The organism is Neobacillus sp. YIM B06451, from assembly GCF_032667185.1.
Classification (GTDB): Bacteria; Bacillota; Bacilli; order Bacillales; family Cytobacillaceae; genus Bacillus_D.
The window spans coordinates 25,404-46,029 of the sequence record NZ_JAVFKJ010000012.1 but is presented as its reverse complement, the minus strand read 5'-3'; the positions used below and the strand labels follow the sequence as shown (position 1 = coordinate 46,029).

At 44.4% G+C, this 20,626-nt stretch carries 21 protein-coding genes and 1 other annotated feature; of the genes, 5 read left to right on the top strand and 16 right to left on the bottom strand.

From position 1 onward, the window contains the following. Window position 1: 1 nt before the first annotated feature. The 11 genes from RB160_RS17450 to RB160_RS17400 all read right to left on the bottom strand — a co-directional run bounded on the left by RB160_RS17450 (window position 2) and on the right by RB160_RS17400 (window position 12,786). Window positions 2-1,240 carry a glycosyltransferase family 4 protein gene (locus RB160_RS17450; RefSeq protein WP_316571710.1) on the bottom strand — a complete coding sequence of 413 codons (1,239 nt, stop codon included), beginning with the start codon at window positions 1,238-1,240 and terminating at the stop codon, window positions 2-4. A 30-nt stretch (window positions 1,241-1,270) separates the two neighbouring features. After that, window positions 1,271-2,440 carry a DegT/DnrJ/EryC1/StrS family aminotransferase gene (locus RB160_RS17445; protein ID WP_316571709.1) on the bottom strand — a complete coding sequence of 390 codons (1,170 nt, stop codon included), beginning with the start codon at window positions 2,438-2,440 and terminating at the stop codon, window positions 1,271-1,273. Beyond that, entirely contained in the window at window positions 2,412-3,563 is a 1,152-nt protein-coding gene (locus tag RB160_RS17440; protein ID WP_316571708.1) for a glycosyltransferase family 4 protein, read from the bottom strand. The genes RB160_RS17445 and RB160_RS17440 overlap by 29 nt, the downstream gene beginning before the upstream one ends. Continuing rightward, window positions 3,560-4,861, bottom strand: coding sequence for an oligosaccharide repeat unit polymerase (locus RB160_RS17435; RefSeq protein ID WP_316571707.1), 1,302 nt, complete (start codon window positions 4,859-4,861; stop codon window positions 3,560-3,562). Before RB160_RS17435 ends, RB160_RS17440 begins: the two co-directional genes overlap by 4 nt. A gap of 15 nt (window positions 4,862-4,876) precedes the next feature. Beyond that, window positions 4,877-6,118 (bottom strand): lipopolysaccharide biosynthesis protein, encoded by a 1,242-nt coding sequence (locus RB160_RS17430; protein ID WP_316571706.1) that lies wholly within the window; start codon window positions 6,116-6,118, stop codon window positions 4,877-4,879. A gap of 27 nt (window positions 6,119-6,145) precedes the next feature. Further along, on the bottom strand, window positions 6,146-7,483 hold the full coding sequence (locus tag RB160_RS17425) for a nucleotide sugar dehydrogenase (RefSeq protein WP_316571705.1): 1,338 nt from the start codon (window positions 7,481-7,483) through the stop codon (window positions 6,146-6,148). After that, window positions 7,480-8,505, bottom strand: a complete 1,026-nt coding sequence (locus RB160_RS17420; protein WP_316571704.1) for a Gfo/Idh/MocA family protein — start codon at window positions 8,503-8,505, stop codon at window positions 7,480-7,482. The genes RB160_RS17425 and RB160_RS17420 overlap by 4 nt, the downstream gene beginning before the upstream one ends. Before the next feature lie 51 nt (window positions 8,506-8,556). Next, window positions 8,557-10,374, bottom strand: coding sequence for a polysaccharide biosynthesis protein (locus tag RB160_RS17415; protein WP_316571703.1), 1,818 nt, complete (start codon window positions 10,372-10,374; stop codon window positions 8,557-8,559). A 175-nt stretch (window positions 10,375-10,549) separates the two neighbouring features. Then, window positions 10,550-11,311 (bottom strand): tyrosine-protein phosphatase, encoded by a 762-nt coding sequence (locus RB160_RS17410; RefSeq protein ID WP_316571818.1) that lies wholly within the window; start codon window positions 11,309-11,311, stop codon window positions 10,550-10,552. A 37-nt stretch (window positions 11,312-11,348) separates the two neighbouring features. Further along, complete coding sequence (locus RB160_RS17405) at window positions 11,349-12,047, bottom strand: CpsD/CapB family tyrosine-protein kinase (RefSeq protein ID WP_316571702.1); 699 nt, start codon at window positions 12,045-12,047, stop codon at window positions 11,349-11,351. Then, the gene (locus RB160_RS17400; protein WP_316571701.1) at window positions 12,037-12,786 is read right to left on the bottom strand and encodes a YveK family protein; all 750 of its coding nucleotides are present in this window, start codon (window positions 12,784-12,786) and stop codon (window positions 12,037-12,039) included. The genes RB160_RS17405 and RB160_RS17400 overlap by 11 nt, the downstream gene beginning before the upstream one ends. A 792-nt stretch (window positions 12,787-13,578) precedes the next feature. Here RB160_RS17400 and RB160_RS17395 point away from each other — a divergent pair. Then, window positions 13,579-13,794 carry a hypothetical protein gene (locus RB160_RS17395; protein WP_316571700.1) on the top strand — a complete coding sequence of 72 codons (216 nt, stop codon included), beginning with the start codon at window positions 13,579-13,581 and terminating at the stop codon, window positions 13,792-13,794. A 47-nt stretch (window positions 13,795-13,841) separates the two neighbouring features. Here RB160_RS17395 and RB160_RS17390 read toward each other — a convergent pair whose 3' ends face one another. Continuing rightward, complete coding sequence (locus RB160_RS17390) at window positions 13,842-14,294, bottom strand: GNAT family N-acetyltransferase (protein ID WP_316571699.1); 453 nt, start codon at window positions 14,292-14,294, stop codon at window positions 13,842-13,844. 145 nt (window positions 14,295-14,439) lie between these two features. On the opposite strand from RB160_RS17390, the gene RB160_RS17385 reads away from it, so the two are divergent. Beyond that, window positions 14,440-14,730: a GNAT family N-acetyltransferase gene (locus RB160_RS17385; RefSeq protein ID WP_316571698.1), complete on the top strand. Its 291-nt coding sequence runs from the start codon at window positions 14,440-14,442 to the stop codon at window positions 14,728-14,730. A gap of 229 nt (window positions 14,731-14,959) precedes the next feature. Here the strand turns inward: RB160_RS17385 and metG are convergent, their stop codons facing one another. The 3 genes from metG to RB160_RS17370 form a co-directional block, all read right to left on the bottom strand. Further along, window positions 14,960-16,594, bottom strand: a complete 1,635-nt coding sequence (metG, locus tag RB160_RS17380) for a methionine--tRNA ligase (RefSeq protein ID WP_316571697.1) — start codon at window positions 16,592-16,594, stop codon at window positions 14,960-14,962. Window positions 16,595-16,649: 55 nt separating this feature from the next. Further along, window positions 16,650-16,920, bottom strand: a binding site (T-box leader). A gap of 77 nt (window positions 16,921-16,997) precedes the next feature. Continuing rightward, entirely contained in the window at window positions 16,998-17,555 is a 558-nt protein-coding gene (locus RB160_RS17375; RefSeq protein WP_316571696.1) for a DUF6036 family nucleotidyltransferase, read from the bottom strand. After that, window positions 17,542-17,775 (bottom strand): hypothetical protein, encoded by a 234-nt coding sequence (locus RB160_RS17370; protein ID WP_316571695.1) that lies wholly within the window; start codon window positions 17,773-17,775, stop codon window positions 17,542-17,544. The genes RB160_RS17375 and RB160_RS17370 overlap by 14 nt, the downstream gene beginning before the upstream one ends. Before the next feature lie 346 nt (window positions 17,776-18,121). Here RB160_RS17370 and RB160_RS17365 point away from each other — a divergent pair, with 346 nt between their 5' ends. The 3 genes from RB160_RS17365 (at window position 18,122) to RB160_RS17355 (ending at window position 20,038) form a co-directional block, all read left to right on the top strand. Beyond that, complete coding sequence (locus RB160_RS17365) at window positions 18,122-18,850, top strand: alpha/beta hydrolase (RefSeq protein ID WP_316571694.1); 729 nt, start codon at window positions 18,122-18,124, stop codon at window positions 18,848-18,850. A 242-nt stretch (window positions 18,851-19,092) separates the two neighbouring features. Continuing rightward, a complete protein-coding gene (locus RB160_RS17360; protein WP_316571693.1) occupies window positions 19,093-19,611 on the top strand; it encodes a 2'-5' RNA ligase family protein in 519 nt (172 codons plus the stop codon). 4 nt (window positions 19,612-19,615) lie between these two features. Then, window positions 19,616-20,038, top strand: coding sequence for a GNAT family N-acetyltransferase (locus RB160_RS17355; RefSeq protein WP_316571692.1), 423 nt, complete (start codon window positions 19,616-19,618; stop codon window positions 20,036-20,038). A gap of 333 nt (window positions 20,039-20,371) precedes the next feature. Here the strand turns inward: RB160_RS17355 and RB160_RS17350 are convergent, their stop codons facing one another. After that, entirely contained in the window at window positions 20,372-20,587 is a 216-nt protein-coding gene (locus tag RB160_RS17350) for a hypothetical protein (protein ID WP_316571691.1), read from the bottom strand. Window positions 20,588-20,626 lie beyond the last annotated feature (39 nt).

The following is a 20,626-nucleotide window of genomic DNA, read 5'->3' as shown; positions in this document are numbered from 1 at the left end:
GCTATTTCACACCACTTACATCATTTACGATAAATGTTTCAAGGCTGTCAGCGAGCTTCCCCCAGCAATAATTCTGTTCCGCGTATTTTTTAAGCTGGCTTCCTTCCCGCTCCAATAGCTTAGGGTTCCGGTAATGCCCCGCGAGCCAACGTGCGGTTTCCTCTAAATCGTTATTCGCATAAATACCGGTCTGGTCGCTTAACGATCCGATTAAATCAGGATCAGTAATCATAATAATGGGAAGGCCGGCAGCCATATAGTCATATATCTTGTTCATGCTGAAACCCCAATAATAAAGAGGCGAGTCCATGATGGAGAGGATTCCCATCTGAGCCTTGCTCAACAAGTAAGGAATTTCTGTTTTCGGAATGGCATCGTGAAATGTAATATTCCGAATCCCTTCCTGTTCAGCTTTTTCCATAAGCCTGCTTTTTTCCGGCCCATTGCCGACAAGGAGCAAATGCAAGTCCGGATTGTTCTTTAGCTTGGCGAACAGTTCGATAATCGGTTCAAGGTGATTTGCGACACCGTGTGAGCCGGCATAGACAATCACAAATTTGTTTTTTAACTTACTGAACAGGATGTCTATCTCCACTGACTTTTCCAATTGATCGTATTTTGAGAGGTCCACGCCATTCGGCAAGTAGATGACCTTGTTCGGGTTTATCCCTCTCGCTTGTATGTAGTACTTTGCTTTATCAAATAGGACGATGATGCGGTCAGCCTTTTTATATAAAAAGCTTTCCAGCCTGTACAGCGCGACTGCTACAGGATTTCCTGGCGACAGCTTTCCAAAGTCGACAAATGTTTGAGGCCATAAGTCCCGCTCTTCAAAATAGAACTTGCACCCGGCTTTCTTGGCAATCAGATAGCCCACTATCGCTGCCAGTGGGTGGACACTCGAGCCGACAACAATGTCAGGTTTGCTTTCGCTGCAAGCCGCTCTCCCGATTTTATGGCTTCTCCACGTGTAGCTTATGATGTTTTTGACTCTTCCCGAGATCGTTTCATAGGGAGGAGTATGGATCCATACATACTTTACTCCATCAATCATTTCTGATTTGTATTCGCTCTTCTCCCCTTTGAAAACCATCTCTTTTTTTGAAAAATGATTAAAAGAGGAAGCAAAGATTGTAACATTGTATCCTTTATCAGTGAGATGCTTGGCTAAATCGTAGTGCCTTGTTCCGCCTACATGAGTAGGTGCAGTCGCATAATGGTTAAATATCCAGATATTCACTCAGGCACCTCATTTCTACTTTTGAGTCTACTAACCAATCGCTTTAAGTTCCCCATGTACAGTGGTTTCTTGTTGGTTACCATTCTGGTGATTCGTATAGAATTCTACGATTTTTTCAATCACATAATCTTGCGCTTCCTGCTCCAATTCAGGATACATTGGGAGCGACAAGGCTTCTTTAGCGGCTTTTTCCGTTTCCGGCAGGTCGCCTTCCTTGTAGCCAAGGTCTTTAAATACAGGCTGGACATGCAATGGCAGTGGATAATAAATCATTGTTGCAATACCCGCTTCTTTCAAGTAGTTCTGGAGCTCATCCCTACGCGAAACCCTTAGCGTGTACTGGTGGAAAACGTGGTAATTTCCTTCCTTTTCAATTGGTGTCTGGATAACGTCGGCCAATTGCTCATTCAGTTTTTCGGTATAATAGGCAGCCCTTGCACGGCGGGCATCCGACCACTTATCGAGATGAGGGAATTTCACATTCAGGATTGCGGCCTGCATTTCATCAAGCCGGCTATTGTAGCCCAGCACATGGTGGTAATATTTCGGCTTGCTTCCATGGACACGGATGACACGCATTTTTTCAGCGAGATCCTCATTGCTCGTAATAATCATGCCGCCGTCCCCATAAGCTCCAAGATTCTTTGTCGGGAAAAAGCTGTAGGTAGCCGCTGTCCCAAGTTCGCCAACATTATGGCCCTTGTATTTGGCTCCGATTGCCTGGGCTGCATCTTCAATCACTGCCAGTTGATGCCTGTCGGCTATTTCTTTGATTTTGTCCATATCGGCCATTTGTCCATATAAATGGACCGGGATAATTGCTTTTGTTTTGTCGGTAATCGCCGCTTCAATTTTGGAAGGGTCGATGTTAAAGGTAACCGGGTCAATATCGACATAAACCGGAGTTGCGCCCGCCCGCACAATTGCCCCGCCTGTCGCAAAGAACGTAAACGCGGTAGTAATGACCTCATCCCCTTCTTTGACACCCGCAGCCTGGAGAGCAATATGGATTGCATCGCTGCCATTGCCGACTCCGATTCCGTAGCCTGCACCACTGTACCTTGCTACATCCGCCTCAAGTTTCTTTACATTTTCCCCCAAAATAAAACGGGAGGAAGACATGACTTCATCAATCTTTTGAAGAACTTCTTCCCTCATTGATAGATATTGTTCAGATAGATCGAGCATTTGAATTTTCATGTACATATACCTCTTCTGAATAATTTTGGTTAGCCAATTGTTCGTACGCTTCAATTAGTTTGTTGCTTTCTGTTTCCCAGTTATACTCGGTCTCCACTGCCCTGCGCCCGTTCTCACCCATCTTTTTTGCCAAATCGGGATTTTCCAAAAGGAAATCAATCGCCTCGCTTAGTTCGTTTGGATCAGCAGGGTTAACACAAATACCGCAATTATGCTTTTCGACGATTTCGCGCCATAAGGGGAAATCGGAGCAGATAACAGGAATACCGGCGGACATATATTCAAACATTTTGACAGGAAGTGAATATTTAAAAGGTTCATTTTCCTCAAGGACCACAAGGCCTGCCAATGAATTTCCCAGTAAACCGGCAACGCCCTCCTTATCCAAAAAGCCAAGATAGTTCACTTTGTCATTTTCCATCTTTTCAATCCTGGCTTTGTCTGCTGGATTATGGAAATTGCCTGCAAGGTACAGGCTGCAGCTGGACTTGCGAATGGCTTCTTCCATTACATATAAGCCCCTGTCCCCTGCCAGCCCCCCAATATAGCAAACATACTTTTCTTCCTGGGGCTGGCTTTTCGGGACGCTTGCCTGTTTCCCCAGTTTCGGATAGTTCTTCACATCAATCCTTCGTGGGTTGTATTTTTCAAACTTTTCGCTAATATGGGGAGTCGCCGCGCATATTAAATCAAAGTTCCTGGAAGCATTCTTCTCCACGATTTGAATTCCTATGGACAAAGGCTTCTTTAGGAAATTCGGAATGTAAGGTTTGCGGAAAATCTGCATCGGCAAATCTTCATGGACATCGTAGACTACTTTCTTGCCCAGCTTTTTAAGCTCCCTGCCAACAAAAATCAATTCAGGGTCATGGAAGTGGTACACGTCCGCATCGATTGCGATTGCCTGACCCAAAATAAATCGTTTATTTTTTAATATCCGTTCAAAACGGTTTTTATTATGAACTCTAAGTGGCTGGAGATGGACCCCGTTTATTGTTTTCTCTGGGGCATTCGGTGCGAGTAAATAAACCTCATGTCCAGCCCTGGCAAGGGATACACATTGCTTCAGGTTGATTCTTATATCGGTATATGGGTGAACAGATGTCAAATGACAGATTTTCACGATGGTACTCCTTCTGCTTTAGTTTTCTTGAAAATTTGTGAAAACAGCCATATAGCCGTTATCTCAAACAAGATTCCGTGGGTCACCAAGCTTGTGGGCAGCGCGGAATTGATTAAGGCCATAGACGGTATGACGATTAATGGCGCCGAAAAATAAATCGGTACATGCCTGGCGACACTGTCCAGCATCTTCAAAACCACTCCGAGGGTTATCGAGTAGACAATAATCCCCATGAAGCCGAAGTTGGAAAACGCATCACCCAAATATCCGACATTCGGGTTGAAGTTTTCATTGTTAAAAACCACACTGGCTATAACATCTACCGGGGTTGGGCTATTGTAGGGATTTTCAAATAAAAAGGATAAAAAGGAATGTGACAGTTTCATCGTTTCATGGGTCGAAAAGAAGTCAAAATAGACAAAATGTAGCTGGGCGGGAACAAGCAGCAACCGCCTGACAAAAATTGATGCGGCATTGATATTGTCAAAGACACTGTAAAGCAGCACCGACAAGGAAACGATGAAAAGCACGCCGACTGTCATCATTTCAAGAACAAGGTTTTTTAATTTGACATTTTTCAAAATATAGTACAAACCAATCACGACGACTGGCGCGAACAGGAAGCTTTTTAATCCTGTCATGCCAAAAAGCAGGAGCTGCAGGAATAGGAAAAGGAAAAACAATTGCTTTTTCCTTCCCTCCAGCGTATAGATGAGCATCGACATATTGATGGCATAAGCCTGCCAGGTGACAAGATAATTCATGAGGCCGGAATTATTCTGCTGGTAAACACTCCTGACGTCATAAACGGCAAGAAGGTTGAAGCTCAGCCGCGAAAGCCCCCCTGTCGCGATTAAATAGCCGTATACATACAGGGTGATCACGGCCAGGAGGAAAAAGACCGGCTTGACGCTGTCTTCAATCATGATGACTCGGAAGTCCTTCAATTTTTTGACTATCCAAACGGTGAGCATGAATCCAAAAAGAATACTGTACAAATAAATTCTGGCTCCGTCCTGCATCGAATAAAACGTTAATAGCGGGACTAGAAGGTTGAGCAAAATAATATACAGAATCACTTTACTCGGCTTCTCCATTCCTTTTGTGTAAAGAACAACCCCGGAAATCAACAGGAATAATAAAAGCCAAGACTCAGCATATTTAAAATAATTTTCCTTGATTACAAAGCCCGAATAGGCAAAATTCCCCACAAGAAATGTCTTGTACGCATAATCAAGAATGAATTTGTAAAGAAAAGCTAATAAAAGAATAAGTGTATAGTTTTTTTTATTGCCCATGCTGTTTTAATGCTCCTACATTTGTTTTTTCAGCACCCTGAAGATCATCGCGTACAATAGGACATAGCTTGCGGCTGAGGATATTCCAAAAATCCTGATCAGCTGATAGAAGTCATATTGGAATAAGAAGCCGGCAAGAAAAGGCAAAGCTGTAAGGATGAGCCTTACAATATCCCAGACAAGCTGCAAGTCCTGCCTGTTTAAAATATTCAATGTCTGGGACAGAGGGCTGACGATAAACTGAGCAAGATACATCAGGGACAGGATCTGAATGATTGTTCCAGTTTCCTTCCAAGCTTTTCCGAAGATAAGTCCGAACAGGCTCTCTCCGGCAAAATAAAGAATCCCAATTGGAATAATCCCGACCATTAACAATTTGAAGGATGTCTTTATAAACATCCTTTGCAGTTCGCCGGGAGTTTCGATTTTCGCCGCCATCCCGTAGAACACATCAGCCACCGCCCGCCCAATAATGGACAAAGGCGAAACAATAACCCGCTGGGCTAGCGCGAACAGTCCCACCTCCGCCTGGCTGTACATCGCACTCAGCAGGATCGGGGCCATCTGAAGGCCTGCGCTGTTTATAAATGACGAGTAGCTTGAAATAAGCGGGAATTTTCGGTATTTCCCGGCTACTTCCTTTATTTCATTGAGGCTGATTAGACTGGCTGATTTCCGGATTTCCATGAACATTTTCAACATCAGCTTAAAGCCGCCGAGAATCCGGCCCATCACATCGCCGGCAACCATACCCACTGACTGAAGGGAATACAATCCAGCTTGCCCACCGACCGTAAAAAGTGCCTTGTTGACTTTCAGGATAGCCAGGTCTTTGTACTTGCTTTTATGAATCCCGTAATAATTCGTTATTGCTGTAATGCCTTCTCCTAAAAAAGCGAGTGGCAGCAGCCAAAAAAGAAACTCGGCAAACTGTTTTTCAAAGAAAAAGGAACCAAGTATCAAAACAGCCGCCGTGCAAATAATTGTTGTGATGGCCAGGACACCCAGGCACAGCACAACCAGATTTAAAAACTTCTTTTGGTCTCGTTCAATCGGCAGGGCAAGTTCGTATTTCAGGCTTGTAAAAACATTGATCATCGCCACGACGGAGATGAATACAGCCAACTGGCCAAAGGCCTCTGGAGAATACAGCCTTGTAAGAAGAGGGGATGATGCGAAAATCAGCCCCTGTGACAGTACGTTCCCGCCCAGTACAATGAACACCGACCGGTTGAATGATTGTTTTTTAGTTGACAAGCTTGGCACTCCATCACTGTTTCTATATTAGATTTTTTGGTAGATTCCCGAGAATTCTACCTGTGATTCAAATGTATTCCGTGTGTCCAGAATAAGATTTGCATTGTTGCGCAGCATTTCATGGTCAAAGCAGCTATGATTGGTCGTAATTAATACAAGATCGGCGTCTATCAGCAGATCCTTGTGTAACTCCTTACATACAACCTGCTTTCCATTTAGGCTGAACTCCTTCACGTGGGGATCGACCGCAATCCAATCTGCTCCCGCCTTGGATAGCCTTTCCAATATTGGCAGCGTTGGTGATTCACGGTAGTCATCAATGTCCTTTTTGTAGGCTACGCCAAGGACAACGACTTTGGATCCGTTGATTGCTTTGCCTTGATCATTCAGCATTTCAGCACAGCGCTGTACAACAAAATCAGGCATGCTGTCATTGATTTCGCCAGCCGTTTCGATCAGCCGCGTATGGTAGTTATACTCACGCGCTTTCCATGTCAAGTACCATGGATCGATTGGAATGCAGTGCCCGCCAAGGCCCGGACCCGGATAGAATGGCATGAATCCGTACGGTTTCGTTGCCGCCGCATCAATCACTTCCCACACATCGATGCCCATCTTATTGCAAAGAATCGCCATTTCGTTTGCAAGGGCGATATTGATATTCCGGAATGTGTTCTCAAGGATTTTTTCCATTTCTGCTACCGCCGGGCTGGAAACCTCATGTACTTCCCCTTCCAATACGGAGCGGTACATGGCAGCCGCTACCTTTGTGCAAGCTGGCGTCATTCCGCCGACTACTTTCGGGGTATTTTTCGTATTAAAGCTTTTGTTTCCCGGATCCACTCTCTCAGGTGAATAGGCCAGGAAGAAGTCTTCGCCACAGACAAGGCCCGATTGCTCCAGGATCGGCTTTATCAATTCCTCAGTTGTACCTGGATACGTTGTACTTTCGAGGACCACGAGCGTCCCCTTTGTTACGTGCTGGGCAATCGCCTTGGCGGAGCTTTCTACATATTTCATATTTGGCTGCTTATAAATATCCAATGGTGTTGGCACACAAATCGCTACCGCGTCTACTTCACCAATAAAGTTGTAGTCGGATGTCGCCATCAGCTTCCCTTCTGCAACAAGTGTTTTCAGGTCGGCAGGTATAACATCACCGATATAATTTTTTCCTTTATTGACAGCCCGGACTTTTTCCTCCTGGACATCAAAACCAATGACATTAAAACCAGCTTTCGCTTTTTCAACCGCGAGCGGCAAACCTACATAGCCAAGCCCCACAACGCCGATTGTCGCGGTTTTCATTCGAAGCTTTTCAATCAGTTCATCGGCCAATTTATTTTCTTTCACTTCAGTAATCATAGTAAAACTCCTCTTCTCATTCCGATTGGTGAGTTATTTCTGGCTGATTCATAAAATGCCAGGACCAACTCGAGCGCTCTCTTGCCATCTTCGCCTGATACTAGAGGTTCCCGGTTGTCTTTTACAGATTGAATGAGATCGGAAATCGTTTGCTCATGGCCCGGAATTCCCCACGGGTCTGATTTAACAATTTCCAAAATCCGTTCAGTTTCTGTTTCAGACAAATGTTGAACATCAAAATGTTCGAACGAAAGGGCGTTCGGGCCGCCAATTTTAACAGTTCCCTTTTCTCCAAAGATGGTAATTGACTCCTCAAAATTACGGTAATAAACGGCGGTCGACATTTCGATCGTACCTAACGCCCCTGATTCAAACCGGATTATCCCCGCCGCAACCGCATCAGCTTCTATATTGCTGATTCCTGTTTCCGCAATGCTGAATACTTGCTCCGGCTCCCCGAGGAACCAAAGAAACAGATCTAGATAATCAATTGCCTGGCCCATTAAACCTCCGGCTTCATGCAGTTTTGTTCCCCGCGACATGGCCTCTGCGCAAAAATCCCGGTTCCTGTTCAAGTTGATTCTGGTACTTGCATGACTGATTTTCCCGAGCATTCCTGCATCGATGATTTTTCTCAGTTCCTTCACTACAGGGCGGAAACGGTATGGATGGACAATTGTAAGCTTCACAGCATTCTCCCGGCAAACCTCCACGATCCGTTCTGTTTCATCGAGCGCCAACGCCATTGGCTGCTCAAGGACAATATGTTTTTTTGCCGCGGCTGCCTGCTCCACAAGTACTGTGTGATAACTGGCAGGGGTACAGATGCAAACTGCGTCAACTTCATCATCCGCAAGCATCGCATTGTAATTTGTATAAGCCTTCGCGCCGTACTCTTTGTACTGCTCCATGGCTGATTCATCTTTGTCGCAGACGGCGGCCAATTTTGCCTCCGGAATCCGGTCGATTGCAGCTGCATGGCTCTTTGCCATATACCCACAGCCGATTATTGCAAAATTCATAATAGGAACGCCTCCTTGGGCAGCGCGTGCCTTTTTTGTTTGTATTCCTTCTTACTTGATTGCGGACAATTTCTTTTCTTTTTTGTTTACTAGATTCAAAACATATTTTTTAAGTTCCCTTTCGTTAAAGGAATAGAAATTTTGGATAAGATTCGATATCATCTCATAATTGCTTGGCGACGCTTTGCCGACAAGAATCTTAGGATAGATTGGGACATCATTCACTTCATTTTCATTAAGAAGCTCTTCGAACATTTTTTCCCCAGGCCGGATGCCGGAGTATTTAATTGAAATTTCATCAAGCGAAAACCCTGATAATTCAATAAGGTTTTTGGCCAGGTCAACAATCTTGACCGGCTCACCCATGTCAAGGACAAACACTTCACCGCCCCTGGCGAGGGAACCAGCCTGGATAACCAGTCGGGATGCCTCAGGAATGGTCATGAAATATCGGGTCATATCGGGATGGGTCACTGTCACTGGCCCGCCAGCCTTGATTTGCTTTTTAAAAAGTGGAATGACACTGCCCCTGCTGCCAAGCACATTCCCAAATCGGACAGCAACAAACTTGGTCTCGCTTTGCTGGTCAAGATGCTGAATGACCATTTCGGCAATCCTTTTCGTCGCTCCCATCACATTCGTCGGATTTACAGCTTTATCGGAAGAAATGAGAACGAACGTGCCAACATGATATCGATGGGCTGCTTCAGCAACATTTTTTGTTCCCAATACATTGTTTTTCACAGCTTCCCTTGGATTGTATTCCATAAGAGGAACATGCTTATGCGCGGCTGCATGGTAGACGACATCCGGTTGATGTTCTGCCATTACTTCCATCATCCGTTCACGGTCCTGGATATCGCCAATTGCCGGTACAATTTCAATCGTATCCCCGTACTTGTTGCGAAGTTCCATGTCAATCTGATATATACTGTTCTCTCCATGGCCAAGCAAAACAATTTTTTCGGGTGAGAATTTACAAATTTGCCGGCAGATTTCAGAACCAATCGATCCTCCCGCCCCTGTTACAAGGACTGTTTTGGACGATACGTATTCAGATATGCCTTCGATATCCAGCTCTACCGGTTCGCGGCCGAGCAAATCCTCGACTCCCACATCGCGAAATTGGCTGACGGCGACTTTCCCGAGCATGACATCTTCAATCTTCGGCATCACCTGCGTCTTCACTTTCGTCTTTGAGCATTCAAGATAAATCTTGTTCATCTCAAATTTCTTTAATGAAGGAATGGCAATGACGATTTTATTAATTCCGTATTTTTCTACGGTCTCCACAATATCTTCGGTTGTCCCTGCCACGGGGATGCCTAGTATATGTAATTTCAACTTTCCTGGGTCATCATCAATGAAAGCGGCGGGTACCAGCCTCAATTCGGGATTGTTTATGAGCTGCCGGGCCACTAGAGTTCCTGCCTGGCCGGCTCCTATGATAAGGACTTTTTTCATGTCCTTTTTGGGCTTAAGGCAATGGTCCAAATACAAGCGCCAGGAAAACCTCGAGCCTCCAACTAAAAACATCGTCATCATCCATACAGAAAGCAGCATCCTTGGATAAAAATTCGATGAAGTAAACAGCTGGAAGGCCGCAGTAGTAATGATTGTAAGTGTGACAGCCTTGAAAATGCTTTTCAGCTCCATGACACTTGCATATTCCCATGATTTGTTATACAAAAGGAAACTATTTGCGAATATATAATAGCTAATTAGCAAGATAAGAGAATTAAGCAAGAGCTCTTGATCAGGGACTGATCCCAGTAGCGGCTGAAATTGGATATAGCTAATAACCGCAGCGGCCAACACCAGTACCGAGTCCAGAACTGCCAACAACAGAAATCGTTTGTGGAAACTCATCTAAATCCTCCTTTTTTTTGAAAATCCTGTAAGCTGTAGAGTGCTAACTATATTGATTCCTCCAAGGATATGGCCAAAGAAGCGGCAAGGAGAATTTTTGGGATCCTTCAAACTGATTAAACTTATTGATTTACTAAGATTAATAAATGGAAAATTGCCAGTTCCAAAGGCCTCATCAGAAAATCCCGAGAAGCTTTTTCCTTTTCACCTTTTGCGGCTCGTCTTTGTAGACGTTTTTACCTTCAATTAACCGTTCGGCATTCTCCCTAAAAAAGAAGGCAAAGTCGTTACCGTATCTCGTTTCAATTTCTTCAAAAGCCCTCTGCATATGAAAAATCCGGCTATGGATGTTATGCGCATCCGAAGCGATAAAATGGACAAGGTTAGCCTCGACTAACCGCTGGGAAAAATTCTTAATATTCTTCCCGAACACCCCGCAAATGCTCGAAGCTGTAAGCTGCGCCAAAGCCCCATTTCTAATTAGCTCATAAAGGATGTCCGGCCGCTCAATGATTCCCTGGTTTCGTTCGGGATGGACAATGATTGGGATGACCCCGAAATTTTGCAAATCGAACAAAATCTGTGATGTGTATCTCGGCACATGGCCCGACGGAAGTTCCATAAATGCATATTGAGTACCATTTAACGTCAGGATATTCCCTTTTTGATACTCTTCGAGAAAGTCCCCACTGATAGCCGGCTCCTGCCCTGGCAAAATCGAAAGAGGGACATTTTCCTCTTTAAGCCTGTTGTTCAATTCAGCTACCTTCTGATTGACGGCCTCTTTTGGATTTTCGTAAAAACGATTATGATGGGGCGTCGCGATGATTGCATGGATGCCTTCCTTTACAGCTTCCCGCGCCATTTCCACACTTTCTTCCATCGTTTTTGCCCCATCATCGACGCCGGGAAGAATGTGACAGTGAATATCAATCATCGTGAAATCCCTTCCTTCAACTAAAACAAACTGCTGATTAAGTTCCGTAATAATAAGAATAACTATCATTCTTTATTTTTTTCTGGTTAAGAACGACGCCAAGAATCCTCCCATTGGCGGCAACTAACAGGTCCTTTGTCTTGATTGCCTGTTCTTTCTCAGATTTTCCACTGTATAGGACCAGGAGAACCCCGTCACAAAGGTTTGCCAGTATTTGGGCATCTGTGACCGCCAGTGTTGGCGGCGTATCAAAAATAATCACATCAAACCTTTCTTTTGCTTCCTCCAGTATTTCCTTCATTGATTTTGAACCTAAAAGCTCAGCTGGATTAGGAGGAATTGGGCCGCTCGTTAAAACAGATAGAAAAGGAATATCTGTTGAACGTATTGCTTGCTCCAATGATTTGCTTTTTGCAAGTACACTAGTTAGTCCATACTGATTTACCAATTCAAACGTATAGTGCACCGTCGGCTTGCGGAGATCGGCATCGACAAGAAGGACATTCTTTTCCTGTTGGGCCATAACGACCGCCAAATTCGCTGCAGTTGTCGATTTTCCTTCCCCAGGCCCTGCAGACGTCACCATAATTGCCTGAATATCTTCGTCTACAGAGGAAAACTGAATGTTTGTCCTGATTGTCCGATATTGCTCGGATACTACCGATTTGGGATCGAGCGACGCGATAAGCTTTCTCCTATTGGAAAAGCCTTTATTCTTTTTATTTTTAAGAACCAACTGTTTCACCCCTTGTTTCCAATGGCTTTACGGACCGAGGCGCATTCATCGTCTGCAATTTTGCATCTTCAATTACAGGTACGATGCCAAGGACAGGCAGGCCAAGAACCCTTTCAACATCTTTTTCGGTCTTAATTGTATTGTCAAAATACTCGATTAGAAATGCCAAACCTACCCCTGCTATCAAGCTGGCAACAAGTGCGACCATCATGTTCAAGAGAGGCCTTGGTTTAACCGGTGCTTGCCCTTCCGACACTTGTGCAGTGGCCAAAATGCTGACATTGTCGACATTCATAATAGTTGCAATTTCCTGCTGAAAAACTGTCGCTGTCGTATTGGCAATCTTTGCTGCCATTTCAGGATTCTCATCCTGCACCGAAATTGTTACAACTTGCGAATCTTTTTCGCTCGCCACACGGATTTTTCCATTCAACTCCTGAAAAGATAGATCCAAATCCAGCTCCCTTATGACCAAATCCAGAATCGCCGGGCTTTTAATAATGACATTATATGTATTGATGAGCTGCAGATTGGTTTGAACATCCGCGGTACTATAGACCGCCTTCTCATCCTTTGCCTGGTTTACAAGGATTTGTGTAGATGATTGATACACTGGGGTTAAAAAGGAGTAGCTTACAACCCCGGTTATCCCAACTGCTAAAATGGCAAGTGTTAAAATAAGGACAAGATGTTTCTTTAACGTCTGTATCAATTCTCTTAAGCTGATTGTTTCTTCCATAATTCCTCCACTTATTCCGACATTTTAGTAAATGAAAAATTTGCTGAATTGTGGCGATTTTTGTCCACCTCTTAATTGAAACCTAGTTTTTTATTCGTTAAAAGTGAATAAGGGATTATTTACACCCCTAGGTAAATTCACCCCATTAAAGATTCGGGGATAAAGTTGGGGATAAACATTAAAAATATGTTACTTTCTTTACACGACTAGGCATAAGTACCTGATTTTTAAAAATATACAAAGAACTGCATGAAAAAATATCTAGTTAAAAGAAAAGAAAAGGAAAATATCCGAGAGTTTTATAATGGGGGTCAAAAGTAAAAATAGGTCTTTTACAGAAAGTTCATTTGAACAAAAAAGCAACTGTAAAAAAGATATTAAAAAATGTAGGTATAAATACACTCAAGAGGGACTCCATCTAAAGTCCTACCTCCATTTTTTTAAACATTCCATTTGGGTACTCAGCATGCTTGACAAAAATAAAAACAGGGACAATTCCCCAAATATCCCAGTAGATATTTTCCAAATAGAAAAACGCATTGAATCCGGCAGTTCAGAATTCAATGCGTTTTTTTGGTTATTTATGCCTTTGCTATTCTTATTTCGTAAAAATGGCTTTTGACAAGAGCCTGACTAAGTAATCCGTAAGGTCGCGAAAACCGGCTACGAGCAACATAATTTACTATCTTTTACACGACCCGCCTTTTTATAAAAATTCCTTAATTTCCAGGCAAAATACATGAATAAAGAACAAACGTTCGCGTATAATAGGAATAGAAAGAAGGTGTTGAAATGAATGGAATGCTTCTCCGTTCAATGGAAGAAAACATGCCTCTTGAAGTCATTTATTTGTCAAAGAAAAACGAGCTTTCCCAGCGCAAAATGATTATTCGCGGCGTGAAGGGAAACGATGTCTATGCGTTTTGCCTGCTCAGGAACAAAATGCGCACATTCAAGCTGGAAAACATCCTCTCGGCAAGGCCATACAAGCCAAGGCGCGTAAGTTAATATAGATAAAAAAGAACCTTTCACCGAAAATGGTTCTTTTTTTCTTTTTATAGCGTTTGGGACAAGCGGATCATATCGATGCAACGGATGCCGTTTTCAAAAATCTCTTCCTTGTAATTCTTTATAAAAAAATCCCGTTCAACTCGTTCGATCCTGAATCCGCATTTTTGATAGAGTGCCAGCTGGCCGATGCTCGAATTGCCGGTCCCAACCTCAATCCGTTTATATCCATGCGATTTTGCCGTCCTGATGGCATCAAGGACGAGCCCTTTCCCAATTCCTCTGCCATGCAAATGTTCGGCAACGGTAATATTTTTCAACTCCACTGTTCCGGTTCCGGAAGGCATGAGTACATACGCACCAATCGACTCATCGTCAATTTCCGCAACATAACAGTCTCCTATCCTAGCATACTCTTTTATAAGATCCTCTGAAGGATCGGCCAGCAGCAATAATTCCATCGGCGGCCGCTCGCCCAATTCCAATTTTCTTATTCTCATTTTCAATCCTCCCCAGGAAACATTTTTTACTACCTATAGTACACATGTAGTACACATGAATAATCAATTTTTTCACCTTATCGATTATTCTTTTCTTTTTGGGGAAAATGATGGAGGATGAAAGATTTCGATAGGAGCTGGTTAGATGGCAGAAATCAAACATGGAAACAATGAGTTCTACATTGAGGAGAACGGCAAAGTAATCGGGCGGATTCAGTATGTTCCAGGCGGCGCCGGGAAGGATGGCAAAGAAATCATTACCGTCACCCACACGCTGGTCGATGAGGATCAGAATGGACGCGGACTAGGAAAAAAACTTGTCTACCGCATTGGGGATTTTGCCAAGGAAGAGCAGAAACTCATCATACCCGCCTGTTCCTTTGCAAAAAAAGTGCTCGAACGGAAGGATGAGTATCGGGACGTTCTCACAGAATAGGAAAGGTGGCTGACTCGTTCAGCCACCTCTTTTTTGTTTGTTTCACTATCATCTTGCTAGGACTTTGCTATCGATTCCCTGAGATTTTACGGTTTTATCCTGAGATTCTTCTTGTTTACCCTCATGTTTTCCCGGTTTATCCTGAAGTTCCCGGTTTCTCTTGGAAATTTGCCTGCTCTATCCGCAAATTCCGCCACTCCACCGGATAAATTTCGCAACTCAAAACTAGCTACCTCTCGCTTCTTCTTAACTTCTCAACTTCTTCCTCAATCTTCCCCAAGTCAATTCGTTCAAAAAGAGGCTCGACCTCCCTTATCCCCCCGGAAAAAGCCAAAACTGGTTCCCAGGAACCCTCATCAACGCCAAGCATTGCGTTCAGCTTCCCGCTTGAATACGGAAGAAACGGCGCAAGGAGCCTCGCCAGATTCGTGAGGACAACAACACAGTTAAACAGCGTCCGGTGGCATCCATCCTGGTCTTCCACAACCTGTTTCCAAGGCTTTTGATCATCGAAATATTTATTCGCGAACCTTACAAGCTCGAAAACTTCCTCCAAGGGCTTTTTAAAATGGCCCTCTTCAATTAGCCGCCCCGCCGACTTGTAAACTCGAGTAACCTCCTGGGCGACTTCAGGATCCAGTTCAGCCTCCGGAACTTCACCGCCATAATATTTTTCAATAAACTTCAGTGTCCTATTCACCAAATTCCCGTATCCTCCGAGCAATTCGGAATTGTGGCTGTAAATGAACTCCCGCCACGAGAAATCGGTATCCCTGCTTTCCGGAGCGTTAATGGTGAGAAAATAACGGATTGAATCGGGATCATATTCCTTTGTAATATCCGGCAGCCAGACGGCCCAGTTGCGGCTCGTGGAAATCTTTTTCTTTTCAAGAGTGAGGTATTCATTCGAAACAATATGGGATGGCAAAGCTGGAATTCCCGCGGCAAGCAGGATTGCCGGCCAAATAATGCTATGGAACGGAATATTGTCTTTTCCATGCACATAATACGCTTTTACCTTATCACTCCAATACTCCGAATCATCTGCGCCAGTTTGCTCCGCCCACAATTTCCCCGCTGAGTAATAGCCTGACACAGCTTCAATCCAGACATATATTTTCTTCTCTTCATATCCCTTTACAGGAATGCTTATGCCCCTGTCCATATCCCTTGATACCGCCCTGTCCTGCAGTCCCTCTCGCAAATAACGCTCGCTTAACTGAATGGCATTTTCCCGCCAGGCTGACGAATTTTTCGCCTCACCCACATATTCTCCGATTCGCTCTTGGAAATTACTAAGGGAAAAATAAAAATGTTCGGTGCTCCTGACAGTTGGCGGGGTGCCGCAAAGCTTGCATTTCCTTTCCAACAAATCGAGCGGGTCGAGAATCGCTGAGCAATGGTCGCACTGGTCTCCGCGCGAGTGCTGCCCACAATGAGGGCAGTTCCCTTCAACATAGCGATCTGGCAGAAACTGCACGCATGTTTCGCAGTACGTTTGCTCGATTTCTTTTTTATAAATATGTCCGTTCCCCAAAATTGTCAGGAAAAGCTGCTGGACGGTTTCGTGGTGGTGCCGGGAGTCCGTCCGGGTGTAGCAATCGTAGGAAAAGCAAAGTTTCCTAAACGTATCCTCAAACTCTTTGTGATAGCGGTCCGCTACTTTATCGGGTGAGATACCCTCCTGTTTCGCCCTTATCGCAATCGGCGTCCCGTTGCAGTCGCTTCCTGAAACATAGAGTACCTTTTCCCCTTTCTGCCGGTAATACCGGGCCAGGATATCACCCGGAAGCAGGCTTGCGATGTGGCCAAGATGTAGTGATCCATTCGCATACGGCCATGCCCCTCCAATAAAAACTGCCATTCCAATCTCCTCCTTTTTTAAAAAACAAAAAAGCCCCGCCCTCATCTAAAAACTAGATAAGGACGAGGCTATTGTCTCGTGGTACCACCTTCATTCACCAGCTGCTCGCACAGCCAGTCTCTGCAAGTACGGAGCAGCCAGACTGCTCTTATACTGTGGCTTTGGTAACGAGGGCCCGCACTCGCCGCAGCCTACTCGCACGATTCCGCGCTTTCAGTACGGGGCTCAGAGGCCATTTTTCAAATGAGTATTTTTGCTTCTTTTCAGCACCCGAAGCTCTCTGTGAAAAATAACTTCATTCTACTTTTCCTCTTCAACGCCTGTATTCGATTAGGTTGGATTTATTATAATGAGGATGGCAATTTAATGCAACAGCCAAAATCCGTGGTTTGAAAAATGTTTATTAAAGTTTCCATTCCAATAAAAGTTCATTAGTCTGGTCGCGTTTCGCGCATTGGATCAAATAATCTTTGTCGATTGTTTCGCTGTGGATGAGGTAAAGCCGCTTTGCCCATTCACAATCCGATGTTGATTTCCAGTGTTTGCAAGCTCTTAGGCGGTCTAGGATAATATCCTCTATCCCTATTACATACACGAAGTCCCCATTGGGAAGGTTCATTTTTATGACTTTATCCTCATCGGAATCTTCAAGCATATCTCCCGGGACTTCAATGCTGACATGAAGCTCTTCGTGAAAAAAATGCCTGCCATATTGCTTGAAACCTAATTTGGAGAGGACGTCTTTCGCAAGTGTCCACTGGCTGAAGACGATATCAATATCGACTGTTGTATAGTCGCTATGTGTATAGATTTCAACTGCGAGTCCCCCAACAATTATCGGTTTAAGGTTTTGCTCCTGAAAAATCTTAGTCAATATCGCAACCACACCGACCATCTTTTCAAACTGCGTTTTATTCGCTAACTGTTTCAGGTCAAGTTTTCCCTTTTCAACTTGGGTCATAGTACCATTCCCTCTTCCCCAGGTACTTTATTTTCCCCTCTTTGACATATCGTTTCCATTTCTCGACGCTCAATCGGTCAAGTACTTCAGCTTCATGCGGATCCCGGGGCCGCTTCCGGAAAAGCCGGTCTTCATTCTTCCCTAGTAAAAGTTCCCTTTCTACAGCCGGCTTCCGTTCTGCTATTTTTTCCGTCAGTTTGATAAAATCAACCTCTCTCATCGAAACCCCCTCCATGTACTATTAATAGTATATCCATTTTACCAGAAAAAGAGACTTTGCAGCTGTTTTAGTGGAAAGCCTGCTATCTCTTTGTAAGCACTGAACTATCGATCCCCTGAAGTTTTGTGCGTTTATCCGGGGGTTTTTGTAATTATCCTAAAGTTTTGCCCTCTGGAATTCTTCCTGTACTTCTGGAGATCTCCCCTTGCCCCGCAAATCCCCCAACTGTCCACAATTTTGAAAGCAATTTTCGATGAATCGCTACTCCCTTTCCTTTCCGAAAAGCTTTTCCGCACCTGTTATGGTAAAATTTTTTTGACAATCTAAACGAGCCGGAGGAAATGCAATGGAATACCAGCGTGGAACTGTCCAGGAAGTACAATTTGAAAGCGTTGCCTTGGGAGAGGCGGTCGAATTATTGGTCCATCTGCCCGCAACTTTTTCGCCTCTTTATAAATATTCAATCCTTATCGCACAGGATGGACAGGATTATTTCAGGCTTGGCCGAATCGGAACGCTTACAGATGAACTTTTAACAAAAAAGGAAATTGAGAATTTAATCATTGTCGGCATCCCATATAAGGACACGGATGACAGGCGCAGCAAGTACCATCCTGATGGGGATAAGCATGTTGCGTACCTCCGCTTCCTCGCCCATGAACTCGTTCCGTGGCTTGACAGGGAATACCCGACATACCAGATGGGTTCCACCCGCGCGCTTGCCGGAGATTCTCTAGCCGGAACAGTTGCTCTGCATGCGGCGCTCCTTTATCCGAACACTTTCGGAAAAGTGCTGGCCCAATCGCCTTATATCAATGATGCCCTTTTGGATGTAGTAAAAAAATACAGCGGGAATCCCCCCCTCCATATTTACCATTCGGTCGGGAACAAGGAAGATAAGGCTGAACTGGTTAATGGGAAAATCGCGGATTTTCTCTCACCAAACAGGGAACTGAACTCCCTTTTCTCAAAAAAACCGATTAGCTGCCAGTACCGGGAATTTGAAGGCGGCCATGCTTGGACCTATTGGCAGCCGGACCTTCGGGCAGCGCTTAAGGAGTTATTTTTTAGATAACTGTCTGGAAGCTCGGCAAGGCATCCGACATGAAATTCTTTTTTCAATAAAGCTTTTTTCTCATTACAAAATTATTTACAGTACTTAAATCACTTTATTCGACAGACTTTTTATCTATATTTTTCAATCTGCCTTGCCAACAATATATTTTTGGAAACAAATTTGCTATAATATTTTGAAGGACAAAAACCATCTGCTGTATAATAACATACAGCAAATTTGGACTCTTGGAGGTAGGTCGTATGAGATTCGGAGTTGCGCTTTTCCCAACAAAACAGCTTCAGGACTGGGTGAATTCTTACCGAAAACGGTATGATCCACATTATGCCCTGATAGCACCGCACCTTACGCTGGTCAATGCATTTGAATCATCCGAAGAAGAAGCTGAAACACTAGCAAAAAAGCTTCGTGATGCAGCAGAAAAACATGAACCTTTCAGTTTAAGAACATCCAAGATTAGCTCCTTTCATCCTGTAAACAATGTCATCTATTTGAAGGTCGAGCCAGGCGAGGAAATCATTGCCCTTCATAAAGAGTTGAATGACATTGTCAACAGCCCCGAGCAAGCATACAAATTTGTCCCGCATATTACGATTGGCCAAAAACTGTCCGACGATGAGCATTTCGATGTTTACGGGACACTCAAAATGCAAGGGATTGACCACGAAGAAGAAATCGACCGCTTCCACCTCCTCTATCAGCTTGAGAACGGGCAGTGGACGGTATATGAAACATTCCGTCTTGGGAAGGAAGCAGAGTAATTTTATGGATGTTGTTTTAGCCACAACCGAGAGAGAAAAACAGGATGCCTTTTCAGTCAGAATGACGGTATTTGTTATTGAACAGCAAGTGCCGGAAGAAGAAGAGATAGATCAATACGAAGATGATTGCGCCCACTTTGTCCTTTACAACGGGACTGAGCCGCAGGGCGCGGGCCGCTTCCGCTTTGTCGATGGGTACGGGAAAGTGGAACGGATCTGCGTCCTGAAGGAAGCCCGCGGTACGGGCGCAGGCAAGGCCATCATGAACAAAATTGAGGAATACGCCAAGGAGCAGGGAGCACAGAAACTTAAACTGAATGCCCAGGTCCATGCGATTCCCTTCTATGAGGGACTGGGTTACGAAGTTGTTTCCGATGAATTCCTTGACGCGGGAATTCCGCATAAAACGATGGTGAAATCTATATAGAAACAAAATGCGCAAGCGCCTTCGCGACAAGCAAAAACCGCTTGTCCCTGCGATGATTATTCTAAGTAGCTTTCCTTAGTGGTCAGCCCCGACAAGCATAAGACGGGGCCCGCAGGACACTGAATGTCATCCCTGAATTCGCCCACGCACGAAGGAAATGCTAGCATTTCCGAGGACGGGCCTGCCCTCCGGAGGGAACCGGCTTATGACCTCGAGGGGCTAGGCGCTGGAGCTGGATTACAATACCTTATTTCGAGTTATTCACAAGGTTCAATTGTATAATTTCCTAGATAAGCTGAAAAGCTCTTGCCTGACTAACTGGCAAGAGCTTTTTTATAGGTAAAAGTCACCTGTCCTATCTTCGGCGCCAAAATCCTGGTTCATAGCCGAATACATTAGCCCGGCAGTGACGGATGATGCTATGAACATAAATCCTAAAAGGGATCCCAATCGGTAATACTCAAGCAAAATACATGTGATTGCCGTCCCCATCAGCAGCACCAGGCTGTATACGACGGTCTTCTTCATTGCCACGCCTCGTTTCATCATGATCTAAATCGACACTCCTTTACCCGATACTCGAACGGC